Annotated in this window: 20 protein-coding genes; 11 read left to right on the forward strand and 9 right to left on the reverse strand. The window is 40.1% G+C overall.

Going from position 1 to position 22,669, the window contains the following annotated elements:
- Positions 1-44: 44 nt before the first annotated feature.
- Together ACZ41W_RS09135 and ACZ41W_RS09140 are read right to left on the reverse strand one after the other, a co-directional pair.
- Entirely contained in the window at positions 45-704 is a 660-nt protein-coding gene (locus tag ACZ41W_RS09135) for a response regulator (protein ID WP_464311669.1), read from the reverse strand.
- Positions 701-1,900 (reverse strand): sensor histidine kinase, encoded by a 1,200-nt coding sequence (locus ACZ41W_RS09140; protein WP_464311670.1) that lies wholly within the window; start codon positions 1,898-1,900, stop codon positions 701-703. Before ACZ41W_RS09140 ends, ACZ41W_RS09135 begins: the two co-directional genes overlap by 4 nt.
- 376 nt (positions 1,901-2,276) lie before the next feature.
- Here ACZ41W_RS09140 and ACZ41W_RS09145 point away from each other — a divergent pair, with 376 nt between their 5' ends.
- The 7 genes from ACZ41W_RS09145 (at position 2,277) to ACZ41W_RS09175 (ending at position 10,225) form a co-directional block, all read left to right on the forward strand.
- The gene (locus ACZ41W_RS09145; protein ID WP_464311671.1) at positions 2,277-2,750 is read left to right on the forward strand and encodes a MarR family winged helix-turn-helix transcriptional regulator; all 474 of its coding nucleotides are present in this window, start codon (positions 2,277-2,279) and stop codon (positions 2,748-2,750) included.
- A gap of 145 nt (positions 2,751-2,895) precedes the next feature.
- Positions 2,896-5,031, forward strand: coding sequence for a heavy metal translocating P-type ATPase (locus ACZ41W_RS09150; RefSeq protein ID WP_464311672.1), 2,136 nt, complete (start codon positions 2,896-2,898; stop codon positions 5,029-5,031).
- Positions 5,032-5,493: 462 nt separating this feature from the next.
- The gene (gene speD / locus ACZ41W_RS09155) at positions 5,494-6,306 is read left to right on the forward strand and encodes an adenosylmethionine decarboxylase (protein WP_464311673.1); all 813 of its coding nucleotides are present in this window, start codon (positions 5,494-5,496) and stop codon (positions 6,304-6,306) included.
- Between the two features lie 86 nt (positions 6,307-6,392).
- The gene (locus ACZ41W_RS09160) at positions 6,393-7,805 is read left to right on the forward strand and encodes an aminotransferase class I/II-fold pyridoxal phosphate-dependent enzyme (RefSeq protein ID WP_464314284.1); all 1,413 of its coding nucleotides are present in this window, start codon (positions 6,393-6,395) and stop codon (positions 7,803-7,805) included.
- 151 nt (positions 7,806-7,956) lie between these two features.
- Complete coding sequence (speE, locus tag ACZ41W_RS09165; protein ID WP_464311674.1) at positions 7,957-8,802, forward strand: polyamine aminopropyltransferase; 846 nt, start codon at positions 7,957-7,959, stop codon at positions 8,800-8,802.
- Positions 8,803-8,805: 3 nt separating this feature from the next.
- On the forward strand, positions 8,806-9,654 hold the full coding sequence (gene speB, locus ACZ41W_RS09170) for an agmatinase (RefSeq protein ID WP_464311675.1): 849 nt from the start codon (positions 8,806-8,808) through the stop codon (positions 9,652-9,654).
- Between the two features lie 154 nt (positions 9,655-9,808).
- Positions 9,809-10,225, forward strand: a complete 417-nt coding sequence (locus tag ACZ41W_RS09175) for a hypothetical protein (protein ID WP_464311676.1) — start codon at positions 9,809-9,811, stop codon at positions 10,223-10,225.
- Positions 10,226-10,375: 150 nt separating this feature from the next.
- On the opposite strand, the gene ACZ41W_RS09180 is transcribed toward ACZ41W_RS09175, so the two are convergent.
- The 7 genes from ACZ41W_RS09180 to ACZ41W_RS09210 form a co-directional block, all read right to left on the reverse strand.
- The gene (locus ACZ41W_RS09180; RefSeq protein ID WP_464311677.1) at positions 10,376-11,908 is read right to left on the reverse strand and encodes an oligosaccharide flippase family protein; all 1,533 of its coding nucleotides are present in this window, start codon (positions 11,906-11,908) and stop codon (positions 10,376-10,378) included.
- Positions 11,909-12,090: 182 nt separating this feature from the next.
- The gene (locus tag ACZ41W_RS09185) at positions 12,091-13,155 is read right to left on the reverse strand and encodes an endonuclease/exonuclease/phosphatase family protein (RefSeq protein WP_464311678.1); all 1,065 of its coding nucleotides are present in this window, start codon (positions 13,153-13,155) and stop codon (positions 12,091-12,093) included.
- 54 nt (positions 13,156-13,209) lie between these two features.
- Complete coding sequence (locus ACZ41W_RS09190; RefSeq protein ID WP_464311679.1) at positions 13,210-14,058, reverse strand: shikimate dehydrogenase family protein; 849 nt, start codon at positions 14,056-14,058, stop codon at positions 13,210-13,212.
- Complete coding sequence (aroC, locus tag ACZ41W_RS09195; RefSeq protein ID WP_464311680.1) at positions 14,051-15,151, reverse strand: chorismate synthase; 1,101 nt, start codon at positions 15,149-15,151, stop codon at positions 14,051-14,053. Before aroC ends, ACZ41W_RS09190 begins: the two co-directional genes overlap by 8 nt.
- Entirely contained in the window at positions 15,141-16,613 is a 1,473-nt protein-coding gene (locus ACZ41W_RS09200; protein ID WP_464311681.1) for a 3-phosphoshikimate 1-carboxyvinyltransferase, read from the reverse strand. Before ACZ41W_RS09200 ends, aroC begins: the two co-directional genes overlap by 11 nt.
- Positions 16,591-17,787 (reverse strand): 3-dehydroquinate synthase, encoded by a 1,197-nt coding sequence (aroB, locus tag ACZ41W_RS09205; protein WP_464311682.1) that lies wholly within the window; start codon positions 17,785-17,787, stop codon positions 16,591-16,593. Before aroB ends, ACZ41W_RS09200 begins: the two co-directional genes overlap by 23 nt.
- A gap of 265 nt (positions 17,788-18,052) precedes the next feature.
- A complete protein-coding gene (locus ACZ41W_RS09210; RefSeq protein WP_464311683.1) occupies positions 18,053-18,862 on the reverse strand; it encodes a Cof-type HAD-IIB family hydrolase in 810 nt (269 codons plus the stop codon).
- A 127-nt stretch (positions 18,863-18,989) separates the two neighbouring features.
- Between ACZ41W_RS09210 and ACZ41W_RS09215 the strand changes: the two genes are divergently transcribed.
- From ACZ41W_RS09215 to ACZ41W_RS09230, 4 genes are all read left to right on the forward strand, one after another.
- Positions 18,990-20,072, forward strand: coding sequence for an ArsR/SmtB family transcription factor (locus ACZ41W_RS09215; RefSeq protein WP_464311684.1), 1,083 nt, complete (start codon positions 18,990-18,992; stop codon positions 20,070-20,072).
- Between the two features lie 119 nt (positions 20,073-20,191).
- Complete coding sequence (locus ACZ41W_RS09220; RefSeq protein ID WP_464311685.1) at positions 20,192-21,031, forward strand: ABC transporter ATP-binding protein; 840 nt, start codon at positions 20,192-20,194, stop codon at positions 21,029-21,031.
- Positions 21,024-21,806, forward strand: coding sequence for an ABC transporter permease (locus tag ACZ41W_RS09225; RefSeq protein WP_464311686.1), 783 nt, complete (start codon positions 21,024-21,026; stop codon positions 21,804-21,806). The genes ACZ41W_RS09220 and ACZ41W_RS09225 overlap by 8 nt, the downstream gene beginning before the upstream one ends.
- Positions 21,773-22,594 carry an ABC transporter permease gene (locus ACZ41W_RS09230; protein ID WP_464311687.1) on the forward strand — a complete coding sequence of 274 codons (822 nt, stop codon included), beginning with the start codon at positions 21,773-21,775 and terminating at the stop codon, positions 22,592-22,594. Before ACZ41W_RS09225 ends, ACZ41W_RS09230 begins: the two co-directional genes overlap by 34 nt.
- Positions 22,595-22,669: the final 75 nt, after the last annotated feature.

Raw genomic sequence — 22,669 nt, forward strand, 5'->3', positions numbered from 1 at the left:
AGACGTTGCGGATTAGTTTGGTCTCCTTGAGCAGTTGACTATCTTTATTCGGTGGGTGAATGTTTGAGCATATAGATGGCCAATTGCGTCCGATCTCGTAGTTCTAACTTGTCTAAAATACTCGTGAGATGATTTTTAATGGTGCCTTCTGATACAAAGAGTTTTTGTGCAATTTCCTTATTACTAAACCCTTCAGCAACTGCTAAAGAGATGAGTTTTTCTCGTTCTGTCAACAAATGCTCCAAAGATGCCACTGCGGATTCATCTTTTGATGCCTCTTTTGTGAGTGGTTTTAAATGTTTCAACAGCTTTGAAGCCACAAGGGGTTCGATGATGGTTCCACCGACGATGGCAGTGCGAATTGCTTCAACAATTCGCTCAGGCGTTGCATCTTTGAGCAAGTATCCACTTGCGCCGTATCTTAAAGATTCTAAGATGTCCTCATCTTCCATAAAAGTCGTCAAAATCAACACTTGAACTTCTGGATGCTCTTGTTTTATTCTTTTAGTTGCCTCTACGCCATTCATATTTGGCATGCGTATATCCATTAAAATCGCATGAGGGGACTGTTGCTCACATTTGTAAACCGCTTCTTCTCCCTCGTTTGCACACCAAATCACTTCCATATCCTCTTGTTGACTTACAATCATGCTAAGACCTTGAACCATCAATGGTTGATCGTCGACAATTGCCACTTTAATCATACACCCTCCTGCTGAGATAACGGTACCCGAATCGTCGTTCGAAACCCGAACTCATCTCCTTCAAATGTCACTATTCCATTATATTTTGCCATGCGTGCCTTGATAAAGGACATGCCATTGCCTTCTTTTATCAAATGTTCCACCTTTCCATTATCCATGATTTTCAATAAAAGATCTTGTGTGTCCAACATTTGAAATGAAATCCAGATTTTCTTTGCACGTCCATGTTTTGCACTATTTGCAATAGATTCAAGTACTATATGATACAAATCAACGCTTAATTCATCCGATATTTTTTCATCATAAAGCTGATATTCAAAATAAATAGCAATCCCCGTATCTAACTGAAATTGTGTTGTTTTTTTAGATAATTGATCATAAAAAGTCTCATGTGAAATAATCTCACGATGCTCTGATACCAACGTCCTTAACGCCCTTAATATCTCTCGCGAACGATCAATTGCCTCTTGTAGTTCTGAGACAATTGCACCATCCATTTGATTTTGATACTTCATTTTCAGCATCTCTAAAGCCATGATGTGACCGGTTACTTCATGACCGACAGAATCATGCAATGATTTCGCCAGTTCAGATCGTTCTTTAAGTCTTGTTAACCTTGCAATTTCAAAGTTTGCAGATTCCAGCATATCATTTGTAGTTTCAAGCGCTTGATTACTCTGGGTGAGATGTTCGTTTTGTTCTTTTAAGCGATTATTAAGCTTTTCAGCTTCTTGCTTGCTTTTTAAGTAACTTTTGTAAACAAATAAAATGCCGACATAAAGTGAAAATATGATCCCTAAAAACACCGTTTGAGATGCAATCTGGTAATTCACGCCATAATCAAAGAGAAACTTAAAACAAATGGTAATACTCACTGCATTAAAAATCGTCCAAACAACTGATTTTTCACGATCAAGCCACAAGATTGTTTCGCAAATATTAAAGAAATATAGTAAAATGTATAAGTGATTGATATTATACCGCGAATAGTAATTGAGCAAAATAAGGATGATGCAATCCAGCGCCAGTGTCCATTGGCGTTTTTGATGCGTTATACCACGTAAAAAAGGTACCACTGCATATGCAACGGATAAAGCCATGATCATTTGTGCGCGTACCCCCGTCGCAGACTCAAATAAAAAAGCAATCATCAACATTAATAATGAAACGATTAAACGCACCAAATTGTATCGCATGGCACCACCCCCTATTCATCAAACGGATTTCTGTCTTTATTGTACCATTAGTCCGTGATATTTTTCTTACAAAATTGCAAGAAAACTTTTTTGTGACTACTTTATGGTTCCGTACGTGTTGAAATTCCAACAATTATTGTATGATTGAACCCGATTGCTATTGGGTATCTAAGCATTGTATTTAAACAATTTTATAAAATAATTATTTATTAACAGATTGTTCTGGGTATACAATGCGACGACGATATCAATTGCAATTATATAATAGGAATGACCCATTCTCATCATACATAGCCTAGTACTATTTTCCCGATATAAATACATTGCAATTATTGAGAGGTCAATTTATAATACTCTTAAGGAGCGTGATTTTGAAATGAAAGATAACAATCATAAGATTAAAAGCATTTTGAAACAAGTTATGATTTTTAACAACTTCTACGAAGAAGTGATTCAATCTAGCCTCGTTAAAAATCAAGATAATGCTGTAAGCAAATTAGAATTTAGACTACTTCACACCGTATATCGTCACGAAAGGCTCATGATCTCTGAGGTATCAGAAATTTTAAATATCTCCTTACCAAATTGCAGCCGTTATGTTAAAACTGCTATTGAGGACGGATATATCAATAAGCAAATCGACTTAGACGATAAAAGAATTTACTACATTTCATTAACTGAAAAAGGTAAAAACATCGTAGAATCTACGCTTGGAAATTTTAGCGACGAGATGACGCATCAGCTTGTTGATTTGGATCATAAAACGTTAGATAAACTTGATCAAACGTTCTCAAATCTCAACAATTTGCTCTCTGAAACGCTATTTACAGCACCGAATAAGAATCACTAAAATGAGAATCATTTAAACTACAAAAACTACCTTAAAGAGACTTCTTTAAATGGTAGTTTTTTTATTGACAAAATCCGAGTAAAGTCGTATTATATAATTGAACATATGAGCAATCGTTCATATGAAATTAAATGAGGTGACACTAATGGAAAAAACAGTTTTGATACTCAACGGACTCGGCTGTGCCAGTTGCGCAGCTAAAATTGAGGACCGCTCTAAGAAATTATCAGGTGTGAACAATCTCACATTGGATTTTTCTCGGTCTAAGCTCTCCTTTGAACATGAGCGCCAACACAAGGACGTTTTAATAAAAGAAATAGAAAAAATTGTTAAAACACTTGAACCCGATGTGACCGTTCTCTCAGAAGAACAGTTAAAAGCTCAAAAAAATAGTCAAAAACAGTCTGCTCACAATATTCCCGAGCTGATTCGACTTGCAGTGAGTCTTATGCTCTTTTTCTCAGGTCTTCTTACAGCTCAATTTCCATCTGTACAGATCGGACTTTTGCTTTCAGCTTACCTATTGTCAGGATATCATGTTCTATGGACTTCATTTAAGAATATCACGCGCGGAGACATTTTTGATGAAAACTTCCTCATGTCTCTTGCAACTTTTGGAGCACTTGCAATTGGAGAATACCCAGAAGCGGTTGCAGTTATGGTGTTCTATGAAATTGGAGAGTATTTCCAAGATTTAGCAGTCAACAAATCCAAACATGCGATTACCGCTTTAATGGATATTCGTCCTGATTCAGCGACTGTTAATCGAAATGGTTTTTGGATGACTGTTTCCCCAGAAGATGTGCAAGTTGGAGAAGTGATTCTCGTTAAACCAGGTGAACGCATGCCACTAGATGGTATCGTCACTGATGGTTCTTCTAGTATAGATGTTTCAGCCTTAACTGGTGAATCCGTTCCTGATTATGTTTCATTTGGAGGCGAAGTTTTGAGTGGAAGCGTTGTATTAAACGGCTCTTTACAAGTTAAAACAACTTCCATTTTCTCTGAATCTACCGTTTCAAGAATTCTATCACTCGTGGAAAATGCCACAGCACATAAATCACCTACTGAAAATTTTATCACGAAATTTGCAAAATACTACACGCCAGCAGTAGTAGGTATCGCAGCAGCTTTAGTTGCAGTTCCGACACTCCTGTTGGGCACCGAAGTATTTAATGAATGGCTCTACAGAAGTTTGATTTTCCTTGTCATTTCTTGTCCTTGTGCTCTTGTGGTATCTGTACCTCTTGGATTTTTTAGCGGCATCGGAAACGCCTCCAAGCGTGGCATCTTAGTAAAGGGGGGCAATTACCTCGAAGCGTTAACTGAAGTGGATACCATTGTATTTGATAAAACAGGAACTTTAACTGAAGGAAAATTTGAAGTCTTTAAAATTCACGTCGTAGAAGATACTGAAACTTCAAAATCGAATCTCATAAAATACGCTGCTCTTGCTGAATACAACTCAAATCACCCAATTGCGAAATCCATTTTGGCTTATGCACATGCAAGCATTGATCCAAAAGACATCTTAAAAGTGGAAGAGGTCAGCGGTCACGGATTAATCGTCGAAACGCCTTACGGAACCATCAGCGCTGGAAATAACAAACTCATGAACCGTCAAAAGATTCATTATACCGAACACCCTTCGATTCACACACAAATTCACATCGCACTTGATCATCAATATCTTGGATCATTAGAAGTCAGAGATAAGATTAAGGCGGATGCACCACAGACCATCGCACATTTGAAACAACTTGGGTATCGACTTCTTATGCTCACAGGCGATAAAGAACAAGTTGCATCAGAAGTTGCAGTACAGCTCGGAATGGATGAAGTTTATAGCGAACTCCTTCCACAAGATAAGTACAATTTGGTACAAACTGAACTTTCAAAAGGCAATAAAGTGGCCTTTGTAGGCGATGGCATCAACGATGCGCCAGTTCTAGCTCTATCAACAGTTGGCATCTCCATGGGTGCAATCGGTAGCGATGTGGCAATAGAAGCATCCGATGTGGTTTTAATGACAGATGAACCATCAAACATCCCAGCTGCCATTGAGATTTCAAAAAAAACCAAACGCATCGTCACACAAAATATCTACTTTGCACTTGGTACAAAATTATTGATCATGTTACTCGGCGCATTTGGATTAAGCACCATGTGGATGGCCATTTTTGCAGACGTCGGAGTTGCCTTAATCGCCGTATTAAATTCAACACGCATCCTTGCTTATCATCCGCCCCATTTAAACAACTCATTGAACATTCATAGTTAGAAACAATCCCTTCATTTATTAAAATGTTGATGCATTTCTAAAATGATGAAAATTTGAAGCTTTTTACAGTTCAATCATTTTTAACCTTTTTTATCAACTACTCATTTTTTTGTAGGGTTCTCAATTATTTGAAAAAAGCCACGGTCGAGATTTCTTGGCCCTTGGCTTTTTTATTTTTTTGTTTCATTTATAAGGAAAATAGTTTAATATATTAAACACAAAACAGCTTAAAAATCGCGTCAAAAAACTTTGTAAAAAAAATCAATTAGACACTAGTATTTCTATGATTTTCTGCTATAATTGTACTTGTGTTTAAAACAGTATTAGTATACTTATTAGTTAATATTTTAAGTATTATAAGATGAAAAACTAGCATTTTCAATCATTCTAAAAATTCGTTCATTCAACAATAAGGGAGACGACAGACGATTCCCAATATCCATTTTATGAGGAGGGCCTGCCTTGAAAGGTTATAAGAAAATTAAACTACACGGGTTTAATAACCTAACAAAGACATTGAGTTTTAACATCTATGATATTTGTTATACCCGTACTGCTGAAGACAGACAAAAATATATCGAGTATATTGACGAGCAATATAACTCAGAACGTCTTACCAACATTTTACAAGATGTCACTAAAATGATCGGCGCTCACGTTTTAAATGTCGCTAAGCAAGATTATGATCCTCAAGGAGCTAGCGTAACGATTCTCATCTCTGAGGAAGAAGTACCAGATGGTTGCCTCGATCAATCCTGCAATAAAGGCGTGCTTGTCAATGTCCCACAACACGTTGTAGGGCATCTCGACAAAAGTCACTTGACGGTTCATACGTATCCAGAATATCATCCGGATAATGGTCTAAGTACATTTAGAGTGGACATCGACGTATCAACTTGTGGCCAGATCTCTCCACTAAAAGCCTTGAACTACCTCATTGATAGCTTTGATTCGGATATCATCACAATCGATTACCGCGTGCGCGGATTTACAAGAGATGCTTCAGGTCAAAAATTATTTATCGACCACAACATCAACTCCATTCAAAATTACGTAGCAAAAAGAACGTTGAACAAATATCAACTCATTGATGTCAACGTGTATCAAGAAAACATTTTTCACACTAAAATGCTCTTAAAAGATTTCGAGCTCAATAACTACTTATTCGAAGTGAGCAAGGACGATTTAACACCAAAAGAACAACGCGACATCATGCTAAAACTCAAACGAGAAATGACTGAGATCTACTATGGTCGAAATATCGGCAAAGCATAAATTTACTCATTCGTACTACGAATCAAATTGTTAGAAGATAGGAGGCGACGATATTGGATCAGCATAAAACACCTGTTTTTACTGCGATGAAAGCATATCACGCAAAAAATGTCACTCCCTTCGACGTTCCAGGGCATAAACACGGACGTGGACTAAGAGAATATGCTGCGTATTTTGGCGATACCATGCTAGAACTCGACGTCAATTCAATGAAACCACTGGATTTTTTAGGAAATCCAATCAGCGTGATTAAAGAATCCGAAGATCTTATGGCAGAAGCATTTGGAGCAGATCGCGCCTACTTTATCGTCAATGGAACTTCATTTGCCGTACAGGTCATGATTATGACTGCACTTAGCGAAGGCGATAAGATTATTTTACCGAGAAATGTTCATAAATCTGCCATTAACTCCTTGATTTTATGTGGCGCAGCACCTGTTTATATGAGTCCTGAAATCGATAGTGAGATGGGCGTTTCACACAACGTCACCCTTGATTCTGTTCAAAAAGCATGCGAAGACCACCCTGATGCAAAGGCGATCTTCATCATCAACCCAACTTACTATGGTGCAACTTGTGACTTGAAGACCATTGTCGATTACTGTCATAGTAAAGGCCTTTTAGTGCTGATAGATGAAGCACATGGGACACACTTTCATTTTAACGACAAATTCCCATTAAGCGGTATGCAAGCTGGTGCGGATATGTCTTCTGTGAGTCTCCACAAAACGGGCGGTTCCCTCACTCAAAGTTCAGCACTTTTAATAAAAACTGATCGCATCGACGGTCAATACGTGCGAAAAGTCATCAACATGATGCAAACGACAAGTCCTTCATATTTACTTATGGGCTCGCTAGATGTCGCTCGAAAAATGCTCGCTACAGAAGGTGAAAAAATCCTAAATCACGTCATCGAGGTTGCAGAGTACGCACGCAAGCAGATCAATCAAATCCCTGGTTGCTACTCTATCGGTTCTGAATCCATTGGAAGACCTGGTATTTATGGTTTCGACCCCACAAAACTCAGCGTCACAACTCGTGACATGGGACTTAACGGCATGGAGCTCTATGACATTTTAAGAGATGAGTACAATATTCAAATGGAAACTGGCGACGTGTACAACTCACTTGCAATTTTAAGTGTTGGCGATGATTATGACAATGTGAACAAACTCATCGATGCACTGAAAGACATTAGCAAGCGTTTTATGAGCGAGCGTATCGACTATAAGAAAATTGACCTCCATTATCCAGAAGTGGTCATTACACCAAGAGATGCATTTTATGCTGAAAAGGAAATGGTCCCTCTCGATGAAACACTTGGACGCATCAGTGGCGAATCCATTATGAGTTACCCACCGGGTATACCGGTCGTTAGCTATGGCGAGCGCATCAATGAATCCGTTCTCGCGCAGCTCAAATTGTTCAAGTCCTCTCACGGAATTATCACAGGCATGGAAGATCCAGAGGCGGATTTCATCAAGGTCATTAAAGAGTAAGCATTCAATATTCAATATTCAGTATTTAATAATCAGTAATCAGTATTTAATAATCAGTATTTAATAATCAGTATTTAATAATCAGTATTTAATATTCAGTATTTAATAATCAGTATTTAATAATCACTATTCATTATTCAGGAGGTTTTATATGGAACTTTGGTACACCGAAAAACATACAGATACAGTGGATTTTTCCATTAAAGTCAATAAACACATCTATTCTGAAACAAGCCCATTTCAAGCGATTGATTTCTTTGAATCAGACGAGTTCGGAACATTTTTTACACTTGATGGTCTTATGATGGTCAACGAAAAAGACGAATTTGTCTATCACGATATGATCACACACGTTGCTATGGCAACAAACCCAGAGATCAAACGCGTTCTCGTTATCGGCGGTGGCGATGGCGGTACGGTAAGAGAACTCACTCGTTATGAACACATCGAAAAAATCGACATGGTAGAGATCGACGAAATGGTGGTTCGTGCTTGTGAAAAATTCCTTCCTATCACGGCAGGAAAACTCAACGACCCAAGAGTTACGCTATATTTTGAAGATGGTCTTGCGTTCATTCACGGAAAAGTGGATGAATACGACCTCATTTTAGTAGACAGCACCGATCCAATTGGACCTGGTGAAGGTTTATTCTCAGAAGCGTTTTACAACGATTGTTTCAAAGCACTTTCTGATAAAGGCATCTTGATCAACCAACACGAAAGCCCTTATTATCCAAACTATGCACGTGAAATGAAACGTTCACATTCAAAAATCAAAAAAATCTTCCCAGTGAGCAGAGTATATCAATTCCATATGCCTACCTACCCATCAGGACACTGGTTATTTGGATTTGCTTCTAAACACTTTGATCCAATTGCAGACTTCAAACCAGAAGCATGGGAAGCATTTGGATTAGAAACAAAATACTACAATACAGAACTTCACAAAGGATGTTTTGCGCTTCCAACATTTGTGAAGAAATTACTTGAGGAGTAAGTCATGCAATCAAACATTCATACATTTATTGGCTGTGATTCAGAATTTGACGACGCACAAGTGGTGATTTTTGGTGCACCTTTTGATTCGACAACCTCTTTTAGACCTGGTACTCGATTTGCGGCTGACTATATTCGCTTAGACTCATTTGGACTCGAAACATATAGCCCCTACCTTGATAAAGATTTAGCAGATTATGCGTTGACGGATATTGGCAATTTGGATCTTCCATTTGGCAGCGCTACTCGCGCTCTTGAGTCAATCGAAGAAACCACTCGCACCATTTTAAATGCTGGGAAAATACCATTTTTAATTGGTGGCGAGCACCTCGTATCACTTGGTTCTATCAAGGCCGCTTACGAAAAATATCCAGATATGAAACTGCTTCATTTCGACGCACACACCGATCTCAGAGAGCATTATATGGGAGAACCCCTTTCTCATGCTGCTGTTATCAGACGTGCGTGGGATTTCATGGGAGATGGGACGATTTTTCAATTTGGCATACGCTCAGGCGAAAAACAGGAGTTTGAATGGGCGAAATCACATACACACCTTGAAAAGTTCGACTATAGCACCTTAGAAGATGTGGTTAATAAGATTGGTCCTGAAACGCCAGTCTACATCACAATCGATTTAGACATCTTAGATCCATCGATATTTCCTGGTACCGGAACTCCAGAACCAGGTGGCATCACATTTAGAGACATGATTGAGATCATTCGATCATTTACAGGCCTCAATGTGATTGGAGCGGATGTCGTTGAACTTTCGCCACACTACGATACAACTGGCGTGAGTACTGCTACTGCTTGTAAAGTAATCCGCGAACTCTTATTGGCAATTTTATAGTACAAATTTAAAGACTGCGTGCACATCCACATAAGGTGATGTTCGTAGTCTTTTTTTGCAATTGAATCTTTTTGGCAATTTAATCTTTCTTTAACTCTTTTTAAAGTCCTTCTAAAGCATTTCGTGTTATATTGACGAAGTACAAGGAGGGATTATGGAAGACAATCAAAAAAAATTCAACAAGTTAACAATTTTCAAGGCTATCATACTCATTGGAGTGGTGATTCTCATCATCATTGGACTTATGCCGCCTCGAATTTCAACCGAAGAAACAGGTCTCAAAATCAGCGGACTATACGGCGATTTGTATCAGTGGGCGGATATAAGTGAGGTATCGTTATTATCTCAAATGCCTGTAATCGGCACACGAACAAACGGTATGGATTTAGGACCTGTATTAAGAGGTCACTTTCAAGTCAAAGAGTATGGCGATTCACTCTTGCAAATCAATCAAAATCATCCTGCATTTGTTAGTTTTAAGTATCAAAACAAGTTCATCTTTGTGAGTTTCAAATCGTCAGATGCTGCAAAAGCTATATATGACACCCTTGTCGAAAAAACATCGCATTAGATATACGAACAGCTAAATGCCAATAAAAAAGACTCTATCACTTTCCAAATTTCAAACTGAAATTGGAAGTGGATAGAGTCTTTTATTTCTCATGATACTGAATGACTGATTGAATGACAGATTGAGTTACTTGTTAAGTTACTTGTTAAATTACTTTTCAATTTGCTCAAAATCTTCTTTTGTCACAATTTTAAGTGCTAAGAATACCACACCGTATACCACGACTGCGACGAATACCGATAGAAGCAAGTCCACCGTCAATGATAATTTTTTCTCGAATAAACGATACGTTCCAAGAGCTGATGCAACCATAAGGGCATTTGCAAAAAGAGTCTGTATACCTTTTACGATGATAGCCTTTGTCGGTTTACAGTGTTTGTACACTTCAATCGCATTGAGAATAGCTGCCACAGCATACGCTAAGAGCGTTGAATACGCTGCGCCATCTACGTTGATACTTTCAATACCGATTAACGCATACGCAGAAACAACTTTAATGATTGCACCAATTGCCAAGTGAATCACCGGTTTTCTATATTGATTGATGCCCTGTAAGATACTAGTCGTCGCTAAATAAATCGACAAGAATACGATTGAAATACCTAAGATGGCAAGTACCGATGCTGCATCTCCTGCAATTGCAGCTTTTGACGGATATAAGAATAAAAGGATTTGTTTAGAGAAAATCGCAATTCCCAATCCCAAAGGCAATCCCAATACAAGGGATAACAATACGCCAAAGTTAATTTGGTATTTCATATTTGGATTTTTTTGTGTAAAGCTCTTCGTAATCATCGGCAATAACGTTACCTGTAAAGCGCCAAAGATTACCTGAGAAATGTTGATGATTGGAGCTGAATAAAACGAAACATATGAATAAAGAACCGCGGCGGTACTGCCTAATCCGATATCACGAAGTCTCCAAACGACAAGCGTTCCATCAATCATGGATAAAAGTGGCATAATCGATGCGCCAAGTGCAATTGGTACCACCAGTTTAAGAATTTGACTCGTGATCTGTTTAAACTGACCCTTAGTCTTTTGATGATTTTTGTAATACTTTTTATATCGATTAATGGAATAGAGCCAGCTGATAATCGCACCAAATGCTGCACCCGACGTTCCCGCAGCAGCGATATAGCCATCGTTCATGCCAAATCCTGAGAGTGCTGCAACAACGCCCAAACCTAAGATCACTCTGCCGAGTTGTTCAAGAAGTTGCGAGATGCCATAGACTTCCATGTGCTGGGTTCCTTGGAAAAATCCTCGATAAGCCGCATTGATGGCTACAAAATATGAGGCAAATCCCAAAACGATAAATGAATACTGGCTATCTGGATAGCCAAGCGCACTGGATATGACACCTGAAAAACCAACGAGAAGTATCAACGTTCCAACGCCAAAGATGTGAAGCAATTGCCTAGAAACATTTAATATGTCACTTTGTAAGGTCTGATTGTCATTGGCACTGGCTTCTGCCACCATTTTAGCGATAACAGCTGGTATCGCCGTGCACGAAAACACAATCAAAATATTGTACCACGGATATGCAAGCGCATAATATGCTACTGCATCTTCCGACATAAAAATCGCCAGTGGTACGCGGTAAATGGCTCCGATAATCTTGATGATAATCCCGGTTAATCCGAGTATGCCTAAATTCTTAGCAAATTTATTTTTCATAATCCCTCTTTTTTTAGTGAAGATTTCGTGTCCGTCTTACCGATGTAATCCATACACGCCAATCTGATACTTTTTAGTTACGACATTATCTATTATAAACGATTCCGGGCAAAAAATACAATACCCGTGCAAATTGAGCTCAAATAATTTCATGCGCTCATTTTACACGGGTTATGTTTGTTTTATTCAGTCAACTTAAACGTTAACGTTACAGGATTATGGTCGCTGTTTGCAAAGTTTAAATCCGTTGTGTTGACTTCGACAATTTCAACATTTGGAGATACTAAAAATCCATCGATAATCGTCACAAACGTTTCACCTTCAACGTAAGGTTTTGCCAAGTCACGAACTGACATCTTCGTAGAGTCCGCTGCGAACTTAAAGCCTGTTGCTGTCATTTCATCTGAAACTTCAACTAACCACTCTGGCCAGTTCTTAATAAACTCAGGATCTTTTGTTTGAACATCCGACAAGAGTTGGTTCCAGTCTCCACCGAGAACGACATATTTGCCTTCATTATACTTGCCTTCCATATAACGAATGAGGTGTTTCACTTGCTTATTTCTCAACACGCCACCTTCATCATATGCTGAAAGATGTAAGTTCACCAAGAAGAGTGACTTTCCATTATCCAGTTTTACTTCTGTCTCTACAAAACATCTATCAAGCTCCATCAACTTCATTGGCCACGATTCTTGACCCTCTAACTGGTGACGGTTCGCCATCTCCATTTTGTATTTCGACATAGACACCATACCTGCATCCACGTAGCCAATTGGCTCAAACACCGGAACCGGTACCCACTGTGCATGATAGTTGTTAGCAAATACCGAGCCATATTCAGGCAAGCTATCTTTTAACAATTGATATTCATCCACTTTGTATGTTCTAAGTGCTTTTAAATCCACTTCTTGTAAAAACATAAAATCTGCTTGATTCGACACTAAAAACGATGTAATCGCTTCCATGTTGGTTTCTGTTTGTTCTTTACTTGACGCTCTCCCCATTTTGCCGCCATCCATAAAGAAATCTTGCTTTGCATCATTTCCCGCATAACCGATGTTAAACGTCGTCACTTGGTAAGTTCCCGCAACGCTCATCTTCTCATCTTGATTGTTTTCAAGCTCAAGCGCTTCAATCGGGTCGTGATTCACATCTGTAATTGTTAGTACCCCCAAATATCCCCCAAATAGCAATGCTGCTATTAGAATAATGGCTACTATAATCTTGAGTAGCTTTTTCAACACAATATCCTCCTTCTCACTCACGATCAACGCCGTGTTCATTTCAAAAATATTATATCATAAATAAGTGAGAATTTCTTCGGTCATTTTGTTGTCGTCCGAACCTTCGAATAGGGCCTCTGAAAGCCAGATACGATCCGCTTTAATCGCTTGCATAACCAGCATCATCAAGCCATTTGCACATTTGATATTTGCTTCTAATGCCATGGTCATCATCGGCGTGATGGAGGGCGTATAATTCAAATCCAAAACAAACGCCATTTGCTTTATGAGTGACGCATTGATCCAAGTATCATTCACATCGACAGATTGTCCCATAGGCGTGCAGTTAACCATTAAACTATAGGATGCCTTTTCATTTATAAAATCTTCATAAGAGAGACATTGACAGCCGTCAAACTGATGCGCAGCCTTTTCAGGCGTTCTTGAAACGACGACAATTTCTTCGGCTTTTAAATCTTTCAGAGCTACCGTCACCATCTTGGCTGCTCCACCCGTCCCCAGTACAACGACACGCTTTAAATCGTGTAATCGATGGTAGTTCAAACAGGATACAAAGCCATCGTAATCCGTATTATAGCCAATCCAACGTTCGCCTTCCTTTTTAACCGTATTCACTGCTCCAATTCGAAGGGCTTTCTCATCCACACTGTCTAGAAGTTGTATCACGCGTTCTTTATAAGGAATGGTTACGTTCATGCCATCTAACGCTTTAGTAATACCCTTAAATTGCGTTTCGAAATCCTCTCGTGGGATTTCAATCAGTTCATAAGTCGCTGAAATCCCCTCTGGAGAGTCCACATTGGATGTGCATCGCTCACGTAACTGCTGATAAACGGCTTGATGGATGAGAGGCGATTTTGAATACGCAATATGTTCACCAATCAACGCAAATTTCTTATTCATACGCTTTCAATCCCTCTTCTTCTATCAATAAATCTAATAACACAAGTGCCGTTACTGCTTTGACAATGGGCACCGCACGAAGCGCTACACATGGATCATGTCGACCTGTAATTTTAAGACAAGTCATCTCATCCGTTTCCGCATCTAAGGTCTCTTGTTCAATGCCAATAGATGCTGTAGGTTTAAACACACAGTCAAAGAGTATGGGCATACCATTGGTAATACCGCCATTGATGCCGCCATTGTGATTGGCATTGGTCTTGACGCTTCCTTGATGATCCAATATAAATGCATCCACGACTTCACTGCCCTTTTTAGAAGCAAAGTCAAAGCCATCGCCAAAACTGACCCCTTTAAGAGCTGGAATGGCAAAAAGGCCATAGGACAATCGACTTTCAACCGTGTCAAAAAATGGAGCTCCCAATCCAACGGGGATATTATAAACGCCCATTTCTATCTGAGCTCCCACAGAATCGCTCGCATCTCGTGCCTCTGAGACAATTTGAAGCATCTGCTCTTTCACAGAATCAAACATCGGAATGTGCATTTGATTCAAAACCTCTAAAGTTTCATCATATAATGCAAAATGATGGAGCGAAGGCGCATGGACATCACCCACTTTTTTAATATGCCCCACTAGATGAATATTGCGTTTATATAAGAGAAATTCTGCAATAGCGCCTGCAAATACCAAAGGCGCAGTTAAACGCGCAGAAAAATGTCCTCCACCTCTTGGATCGTTTGCTCCATGCGACTTAACATACCCTGTATAGTCTGCATGGCCTGGCCTCCAAATGTGCTTGTGTTGTTCATAATCACTTGATTTTTCATCGCGATTTTGAAAAATCACACATAGCGGTGTGCCAGTGGTTTTTTCTTGATAGATGCCACTTAAAATCTCATATGAATCCGTCTCCGATCGTGCTGTTGTCCATTGATTTCGTCCAGGTCGTCTCTTTTCAAGGCATTGATCAATCCAAGCCATGTCCAACAACACATTGGGTGGCAGTCCTTCAATGACACATCCCACAGCGAAGCCGTGTGATTCTCCAAATAAAGTCACTTTTAAATGATTTCCAAAACTACTTGCCATGGCACTGTCCTCCCACTTTTCTATAGTGTTCCCAAAATTCTGGATAGGATTTGTTCACACACGAACTGCCGTTCAAAATAACCGTTTCATCAATACACGTCGCTGCGATGGCGAGTGCCATTGCAATTCGGTGATCATTCCAAGAATCCACTTCACCACCATGTAACCGCTGTTTACCTCGTATGAATAGACCTTCTGGTCGTTCTTCAATATCCGCGCCTAACTTACTAAGCTCTGTAGCAATGGCCTTTAGTCGATCAGATTCTTTGATTCGAAGTCTCGCTGCACCGGCGATTTCCCATGTTCCTGGTGTTAACGCAAGCATCACTGTAAGTATGGGCACGAGATCTGGCGACTGTGAGACATCTATGGTCAAATCAACGCCTTGATTCGATGATTTTCTATTCTTTATTGTTTGACTGCTGGATTCCATGGTGATCTCGATGATGGTCTCGATGATGGATTCAATCACGCGATCTGCCTGAAGCGAATCGCGATTGAGTCCCTCTAAACGAATCTCTGCGCCAAGGTAGTTGGCCACTAACCAAAATGCCGCTTGAGAATAGTCCCCTTCTACAGTATACGTCCTACTCTGAAAGCGTTGATTTCCATGAATATGAATGATTGGAAAGCGATTCTCATTTCGCGCCATTTCTTCCGTCGGTATTGCTTCGATTGATACTTTTTCCGTCGATATCTCTTCAGTTGGAATCTCGACAGTTGGAATTTCAATCTGAGCCTCGACACCAAACGCCTTTAGGCATGCATCCGTGAGCATCACGTACTGTTGCGACTCTAGATGCGTTGACAAACAAATCCGCGAATTTCCCGATAGCAAAGGCAAAGCGAACATCAATCCACTGATAAACTGCGAGCTGATATCTCCTCGCACACTATAATCTCCTGACTGCCAACTCCCCTGAACAGTAAGAGGGAGTCCACGCGTTTTTCCAGTTGTCTGGTATTGGATGCGCTGCTCGTCGAAAAGGGTGTAATATGCATCATAATGGCGCTCGGATAGGCGCTCAGTTCCTGTATAGACCGTCTTCTCTTCATTCAGAAAAAAAAGCGGGATTAAAAATCTCGCTGTTGATCCCGATTCGTTACAATCGATAACAAGTGGCTGTTTAATAGGCGCAGCTCCTGTTTCGTAGTAGGCTTGAATGTGAGGATTACTTAATTCTAAATCCACAGAGCCATCTACACGAGACAGCATATGCACCTTTGCGCCAAACTGTTTCATGGCATTTAAAGTTGCTTCAATATCCTCTGACATGGAGATGTTGTTCACCTGTGAAACGCCCTCACATAAGCACGCACAGATAATTGCGCGATGTCCGACGCTCTTTGACGAGGGGACTTTCAAACAACCTTTTAGATGGGCACGATTTAAAGACACCACACTGTCTTTTGATCGACTCATCGTGATCTGACTCTCATTAGTATTTTCCCGATTGGGCATTGAGACCTCCAATAAACTTTGAAAATGCAATTTCAGGCGGTTCATGTACAATGACAGCTTCGCCAATATCGTCTAGCGCAACATAAGTAAACATGTTTTCGCTCGACTTTTTATCGTGTTTAATAAACTCAAAGAGTTTGGATTCATTAATATCGGTCTGAAGTCCAATTGGTAGACCACATCGCTTAAGCAAATCCACAACACGTCTATAATTGTAATCCGAAATATCTCCACTATGAAGACTCATTCTCGCTTGTACCGCCATGCCAATGGCCACCGCTTCTCCGTGCAAGTATTGATCATATTCGTAATACTGTTCAATGGCATGACCCACCGTGTGTCCGAAGTTCAATAAATTTCTCACACCAAGATCGCGCTCGTCTTCTGCCACGATCTTTGCTTTGATCTCACAACATCCGGCAATTAACTCACTGACAAGAGGTAAAATTTCGTGCATGACAGGCGATAAATTTTTACATTTTTCAAAAACGGTTGCCCGTTCAATTTCTAATTCATTTTTATGTGTACTCAGATATTGTGCTGACATAATCGTCAAAATATCATTGACTGCACGTTCAATTTTGTCAAATAGATACCGGTCAAACGCGAGTCCGTATTTAATGACTTCAGCAAGTCCATTTGACCACTGACGAATCGGGAGTTTGTCTAGTAACTTAGGATCAATATACACTGCAGAAGGTTGATAAAATGCCCCCACTAAATTTTTACCGTACGTTAAATTCAGCGCAACCTTTCCCCCAACACTGCTGTCAACCATGGCAAGTAGCGTCGTTGGAATTTGTATGTACTTCACACCCCGCATGTAAGTCGCTGCCGCAAATCCAGCCAAATCACCTACCACACCTCCGCCAAATGCAATCACCGTTGCATGTCTCGATAGACCGAGTTCACACATCTGATTGAGTAAATCTTCATAGACGGTCATGCTTTTAGACGATTCGCCACTTGGAACGGCGATAAAATTCAATCCTTCAAAATAATCCGTAAACGATTGAAACACACTGCTATCCGTGATGATGGCATGGTCTCGATCTTTTACAAGTTGCTTTAAAAAGGCATTGGAAATACATCCACCTTCAATGTGAATGGTATAGGACTTGTCCTCTGTATTTTCATTTAATTCGACCTGAACCTCATAAGTTTTCTTTTTCATAAGCACTCCTTGAGACTATTATAACACAGTTGACATTGGGCTTGAACAATAGGATTTAGAAACATCCTATATGAAAAATCAGTCCTAATTGCGAGAAAATTCATTATAAAAAAAATACCCTATTATAAGAATGATAATCGATAATCTATCGTATATAGTAGATAATAGATCGTCTAGAATAGATAGTCTAATGTCAATTATCTATTGTCCACTGTCGATAGTCGATAGTCAAATAATAAAGTACTTTCATGTATTTATATAGCTGTTACAATGCCAATAATGCTCTCAATTTATTGGCAACGCCATCATTGGCATTGGACTCAATGACTTCATTCTCCGGAAGGTGCTCTTTTAGCAAAGCGTCTGCATTTCCCATGATAAATCCATTTCCAACCACTGACAGCATCTCAAGATCGTTGAGCCCATCTCCAAATGCCACCACTTCTTCAGCCGACGCATCGAAATGATGTAAGGTTTCAAGGATTGCTTTTCCTTTATTGACGCCTTTTGGCATCACCTCTAGACACTCCGGAATCGAAAACGTCACGTCGACAAATTCGCTGAAACGCTCTTTGATCAACGCTGCTACGGGGATTAGTTTTGCAGCAACTTGAGATGTAAAGAAGATTTTACTGATGGGCTGATGATAATAGTCTTGAAAAACAACCTGCTGGTATTCAAACTCGCCTTTTGCATAATAATCTTTAAAAATATCATCAATTTCTTCGATCATCCAGTGATCCCCTTGATAAATGTTCTTAAAAACACCTGCTTCTATATCAACTTCAAGAATTTGCTTCACAATTTCAGGTGCTATGAGCGCTTCATAGATCTTCTCACCTGATAGATTTTGTACCACTGAACCATTTGCAGTGATGAGAAACGCGTCTACACCGATGCTTTTTTTAATTCGCGCAGCGTCTACGTGATGACGTCCTGTTGCAATCATAAAATGGATGCCTGACTGAATGAGTTTTCGAATAGTTTCTTTCGTGTAATCGCTCACCACGTGATCTGGATTGAGCAATGTCCCATCCAAATCCGAAACGACTACTTTGATCTGTTTACTTTTCATACCGTACCTCCAGTTTTAGTATAGCTGAATCTTTCGGGAAACAAAAGATTCATTCCGTCATAAAAAAACTAAATCTCTTTAACATTCTCATTTTCTATATTATAATAACGCAGAAGGAGGTGAGCACATGGCGTACTATAAGCAACCGTTTAAACATCGTTTAGAAATTCATGAAAGTCGAGTATTTGAAGTGCTCTCAGCCATGATTAGCCTATCATTTGAATATCACCATCAGCCGTTATTACCACTTGATGGACTAAAAGACATTCAAACTCACGTAGAAGCAATACAAGATATCCAGTGGGAAATGACCTTCCTTTTTCAGCATCAAGACTTTCTCTTTAGTTGGATGGAATTTGCCCTCATCACTGAAGAAAGAAGTGATATCCAAAGTTACTTCGATGCCATTGAAACTTTAAATTTAACCGATAAATGGTTCTATTTCCTCGGTTCAAGGATTGCACCTGAGACATTAAATAGCTGCGCACACTCACCTGAAGCTTTTTATCGAGTTCTCCTCGAACATGAGGTCAAAGATGCAGCGCAGATTTATGAATTTTTATTCAAATTTGATGACTTGCTCCATCGTTTTAGGCAACTTGCCACGAACATTGACACATGCCCAGCATTTAGCGAAACGTTAGAAAATCAACGAAAAGCAGGCATTTATCAACAGACTCAACAGCTATTTTCAGAAAATATGACTGACAGGCACCCCCTCTCATATGCACAAGAGCTTATGAGCAAACCCTTTTGGAACATTGCCGACTATGAGGAATATGAATTTGTAATCATTTATTATCTCAGTCCTTATCGATTAAGACTTTCTAGCGCTCATCGCATGATCTACGTCCATTCGTTGATTCGACTCAATAGCCATAAAGAAGACGTGCATCTTTCGCTTGCAGAACAACATAAACTTCTCAGCGATGCAAATCGCCTCAAAATCCTTCAAATGCTCTACATGAAACCCATGTACGGCAAGCAAATTGCCGATGCAACTGGCCTCACCACAGCGACGGTGTCTCATCACCTTGAGGTTTTGAAACAGCATGGATTGATTCATATGGAACAAGAAAAACAGATCAAGTATTTTAGCACTAACTTGAGTAGACTTAAATCGCTCAATCAAGAGACCCTTCAGTATATTCAATCTGCGCCAGCTTCGAGTGCGCCAGCATCGAGTGCCATGGCATCCCATACGCAATAAAGTTCAGCGAATCCTAGCTGAACTTTTTTTATTGTCTATTGACAGGGCTTCATCCAAATTGTATATTAGATGTATATCTAATAAGACGAACGTCTAATATGCATTGAGAGGATGAGACCATGATCAATCAAACAGTAAAACCCATTATATCCGTTCAAAATCTAAAAAGAACGTATCACACCAAAGTTGGTCTGATGAATCAAGAAAAGAAAATCGTCGAAGCGTTGAAAGGCATCAATTTCGACATTTATCCTGGCGAGATTTTTGGACTTTTAGGACCCAATGGCGCAGGTAAAACGACGACCATCAAAATATTAACAACGCTACTAGCGCCTACGGATGGATCCGCCCAAGTTTTAGGGTACGAGACTTTCGGACAAGAAAAACACATCCGCTCTAAAATTAATTTTATCTTTGGAGGGGAGCGCAGCCTTTACTGGCGTTTAAGCGCTGAAGATAACTTAAAATTTTTTGCGGACTTATATAAAATTCCTCGTCGCGAGCAACCCAAACTCATCGATGGACTCCTAGATCAAGTTGGGCTATCCCACGCCAAGCGCCATAAGGTTGAAACGTATTCTAAAGGGATGAAACAAAGGCTACAAATCGCTCGTGCGCTTCTCAATAATCCAGAAGTGATTTTTCTCGATGAGCCCAGCCTTGGACTCGATCCAGTGGGCGCACGAGAACTCAAGCAAATCGTCAAAAACATCGCCAATCAAGGAAAAACCGTTCTACTAACAACACACTATATGCAAGAAGCCGAGGAACTTTGTGATCGAATCGCCATTATCAATCACGGCGAACTCATAGCGCTTGACACGGTGGACGGACTCAAGTCTCGCATCACAGAACAGATGCGAACACGCATCAAACAAGAACGACTCAATCAGATCAAAGATGTGGAAATCTCACTAGAAGACGTCTACATCGAACTTATTGGAGGTCAAAATGCGTAACGTTGTGAACGTCTTAATTTCTAGTGGCCTTCAACAGTTTAGAACCTCCATCGGAAGACCGATGTTTCGTTTTTGCGTCATCGCTCAGCCCATCATCTTCGGTCTACTCCTTGGCATGATGTATCTCAAGCGTTCCACTGAAGACTTTATGCTCTACGCCGTCATCGGTAGTGGACTTTCGACGTTTTGGTCGAGTATCTGCTTTTCCTCAGCAAGTGACATCATGAGAGAACGTTGGTATGGCACACTGGAGAACCTCTTTGCAGCACCTGTCGGATTCAAATGGATCGTCCTTGGTAAAATCATCGGAAATTCTCTTTGGGGATTAATCAGTTTTGGCATCAGCGTCACAGTGGTGGTTTTATTTTTTAACAAGCCCTTGATCATCGCAAACCTTTCATGGTTTCTACTCGGATTTGTGTTGATGATTCTGTCTCTCGTGGCAATCGCTTATCTATTTGCTGGGCTCTTTACCCTATCAAGAAACGCTCGTACTTTGATGAACTTTTTCGAAGCGCCTATTTTCATCCTATGCGGGATGATGTTTCCACTTGAATTGTTGCCAAAATTTGTGTTGCCGCTCTCGTACCTCTTTTCGCCAACATGGGCCGTTAAAATATTAAGAGGTGCCATCGAAGGCGCATCTTCATCGCAAATTTTGCCGTATTTCATCGGCATATTGATCTTGACTGTGATTTATACCGTTTCAGCGATTTATTTGTTTAGACGCATCGATGTGAAATGTCGAATCGATGCCACTTTGGAGGTGTACTAATGGATTGGTTCAAACGCATACTTCGAAACGCCGTCATCCCCTATAAGAACATCTTCGGCGCCATGGGCTATCAAAATTACCTCATGGTAAATATCGGCGGTCCCCTTTTTCAAATGATTTGCTTTACGCTGATTGCTTCTTATGCCAACCAAAGTTATGACAGCACTTATTGGTTTATTGGAAATGCCCTCGTGATGACCTACTTCAACGCCATTTTCGGCGTCGGTTCACAGCTCTCTGCAGAAAAATCTTATGGCACATTGCTCCTTCTCATTGCGTCTCCAACCAACCGCATGAGCATCTTTGTTCCTCGTGCTATTTTGCATATTTTCGACAGCTTGCTCACGGTCTTCATCGGATTGATCACAGGAGCATTGTTATTTGGCTTTACATTGCCATTGAGCCAAGTGCCAGCTTTTATCTTGGTCATCTTCATTGCTGCATTTTCAGCGATGTCATTTGGTCTTTTAATCTCAAGCCTTGGGCTCCTGACGCGAGATCTCAATCTCATCCTCAACATCGCTTCCATGACGCTTCTTGGATTAACTGGCGCTAACTTTCCACTTGAGTATCTCCCCTTCTGGATTCAGCGCATCGCCCACGTGCTGCCACTGACGCGTAGTATCGAACTCTGTCGACTCTTGCAAGCTGGCGAATCCCTTGGAAGTCACCTGTCCTTACTCTACGGCGAATGCCTCGTGGGACTTGGTATCATGCTCGTGGGATTTGTCGTGTTCTCTATCACAGAAAAAATGGCCATCAAACGAGGCATTCTTGAGTTATTTTGATTATTATCTGTGTTACACTGAATCGCTACTCGTATTGCAACTTGTATCGCAACTTGAATAATGTTTGAATAGCTA

The sequence above is a fragment of the Fusibacter fontis genome (assembly GCF_055378735.1).

Bases quoted from the DNA above. Each gene is read 5' to 3' on its own strand.
- ACZ41W_RS09135 (WP_464311669.1), bottom strand. From the start codon at position 704: ATGATTAAAGTGGCAATTGTCGACGATCAACCATTGATGGTTCAAGGT.
- ACZ41W_RS09140 (WP_464311670.1), bottom strand. From the start codon at position 1,900: ATGCGATACAATTTGGTGCGTTTAATCGTTTCATTATTAATGTTGATG.
- ACZ41W_RS09145 (WP_464311671.1), top strand. From the start codon at position 2,277: ATGAAAGATAACAATCATAAGATTAAAAGCATTTTGAAACAAGTTATG.
- ACZ41W_RS09150 (WP_464311672.1), top strand. From the start codon at position 2,896: ATGGAAAAAACAGTTTTGATACTCAACGGACTCGGCTGTGCCAGTTGC.
- ACZ41W_RS09160 (WP_464314284.1), top strand. From the start codon at position 6,393: ATGAAAGCATATCACGCAAAAAATGTCACTCCCTTCGACGTTCCAGGG.
- speE (WP_464311674.1), top strand. From the start codon at position 7,957: ATGGAACTTTGGTACACCGAAAAACATACAGATACAGTGGATTTTTCC.
- speB (WP_464311675.1), top strand. From the start codon at position 8,806: ATGCAATCAAACATTCATACATTTATTGGCTGTGATTCAGAATTTGAC.
- ACZ41W_RS09175 (WP_464311676.1), top strand. From the start codon at position 9,809: ATGGAAGACAATCAAAAAAAATTCAACAAGTTAACAATTTTCAAGGCT.
- ACZ41W_RS09180 (WP_464311677.1), bottom strand. From the start codon at position 11,908: ATGAAAAATAAATTTGCTAAGAATTTAGGCATACTCGGATTAACCGGG.
- ACZ41W_RS09190 (WP_464311679.1), bottom strand. From the start codon at position 14,058: ATGAATAAGAAATTTGCGTTGATTGGTGAACATATTGCGTATTCAAAA.
- aroC (WP_464311680.1), bottom strand. From the start codon at position 15,151: ATGGCAAGTAGTTTTGGAAATCATTTAAAAGTGACTTTATTTGGAGAA.
- ACZ41W_RS09200 (WP_464311681.1), bottom strand. From the start codon at position 16,613: ATGCCCAATCGGGAAAATACTAATGAGAGTCAGATCACGATGAGTCGA.
- aroB (WP_464311682.1), bottom strand. From the start codon at position 17,787: ATGAAAAAGAAAACTTATGAGGTTCAGGTCGAATTAAATGAAAATACA.
- ACZ41W_RS09210 (WP_464311683.1), bottom strand. From the start codon at position 18,862: ATGAAAAGTAAACAGATCAAAGTAGTCGTTTCGGATTTGGATGGGACA.
- ACZ41W_RS09215 (WP_464311684.1), top strand. From the start codon at position 18,990: ATGGCGTACTATAAGCAACCGTTTAAACATCGTTTAGAAATTCATGAA.
- ACZ41W_RS09220 (WP_464311685.1), top strand. From the start codon at position 20,192: ATGATCAATCAAACAGTAAAACCCATTATATCCGTTCAAAATCTAAAA.
- ACZ41W_RS09225 (WP_464311686.1), top strand. From the start codon at position 21,024: ATGCGTAACGTTGTGAACGTCTTAATTTCTAGTGGCCTTCAACAGTTT.
- ACZ41W_RS09230 (WP_464311687.1), top strand. From the start codon at position 21,773: ATGTCGAATCGATGCCACTTTGGAGGTGTACTAATGGATTGGTTCAAA.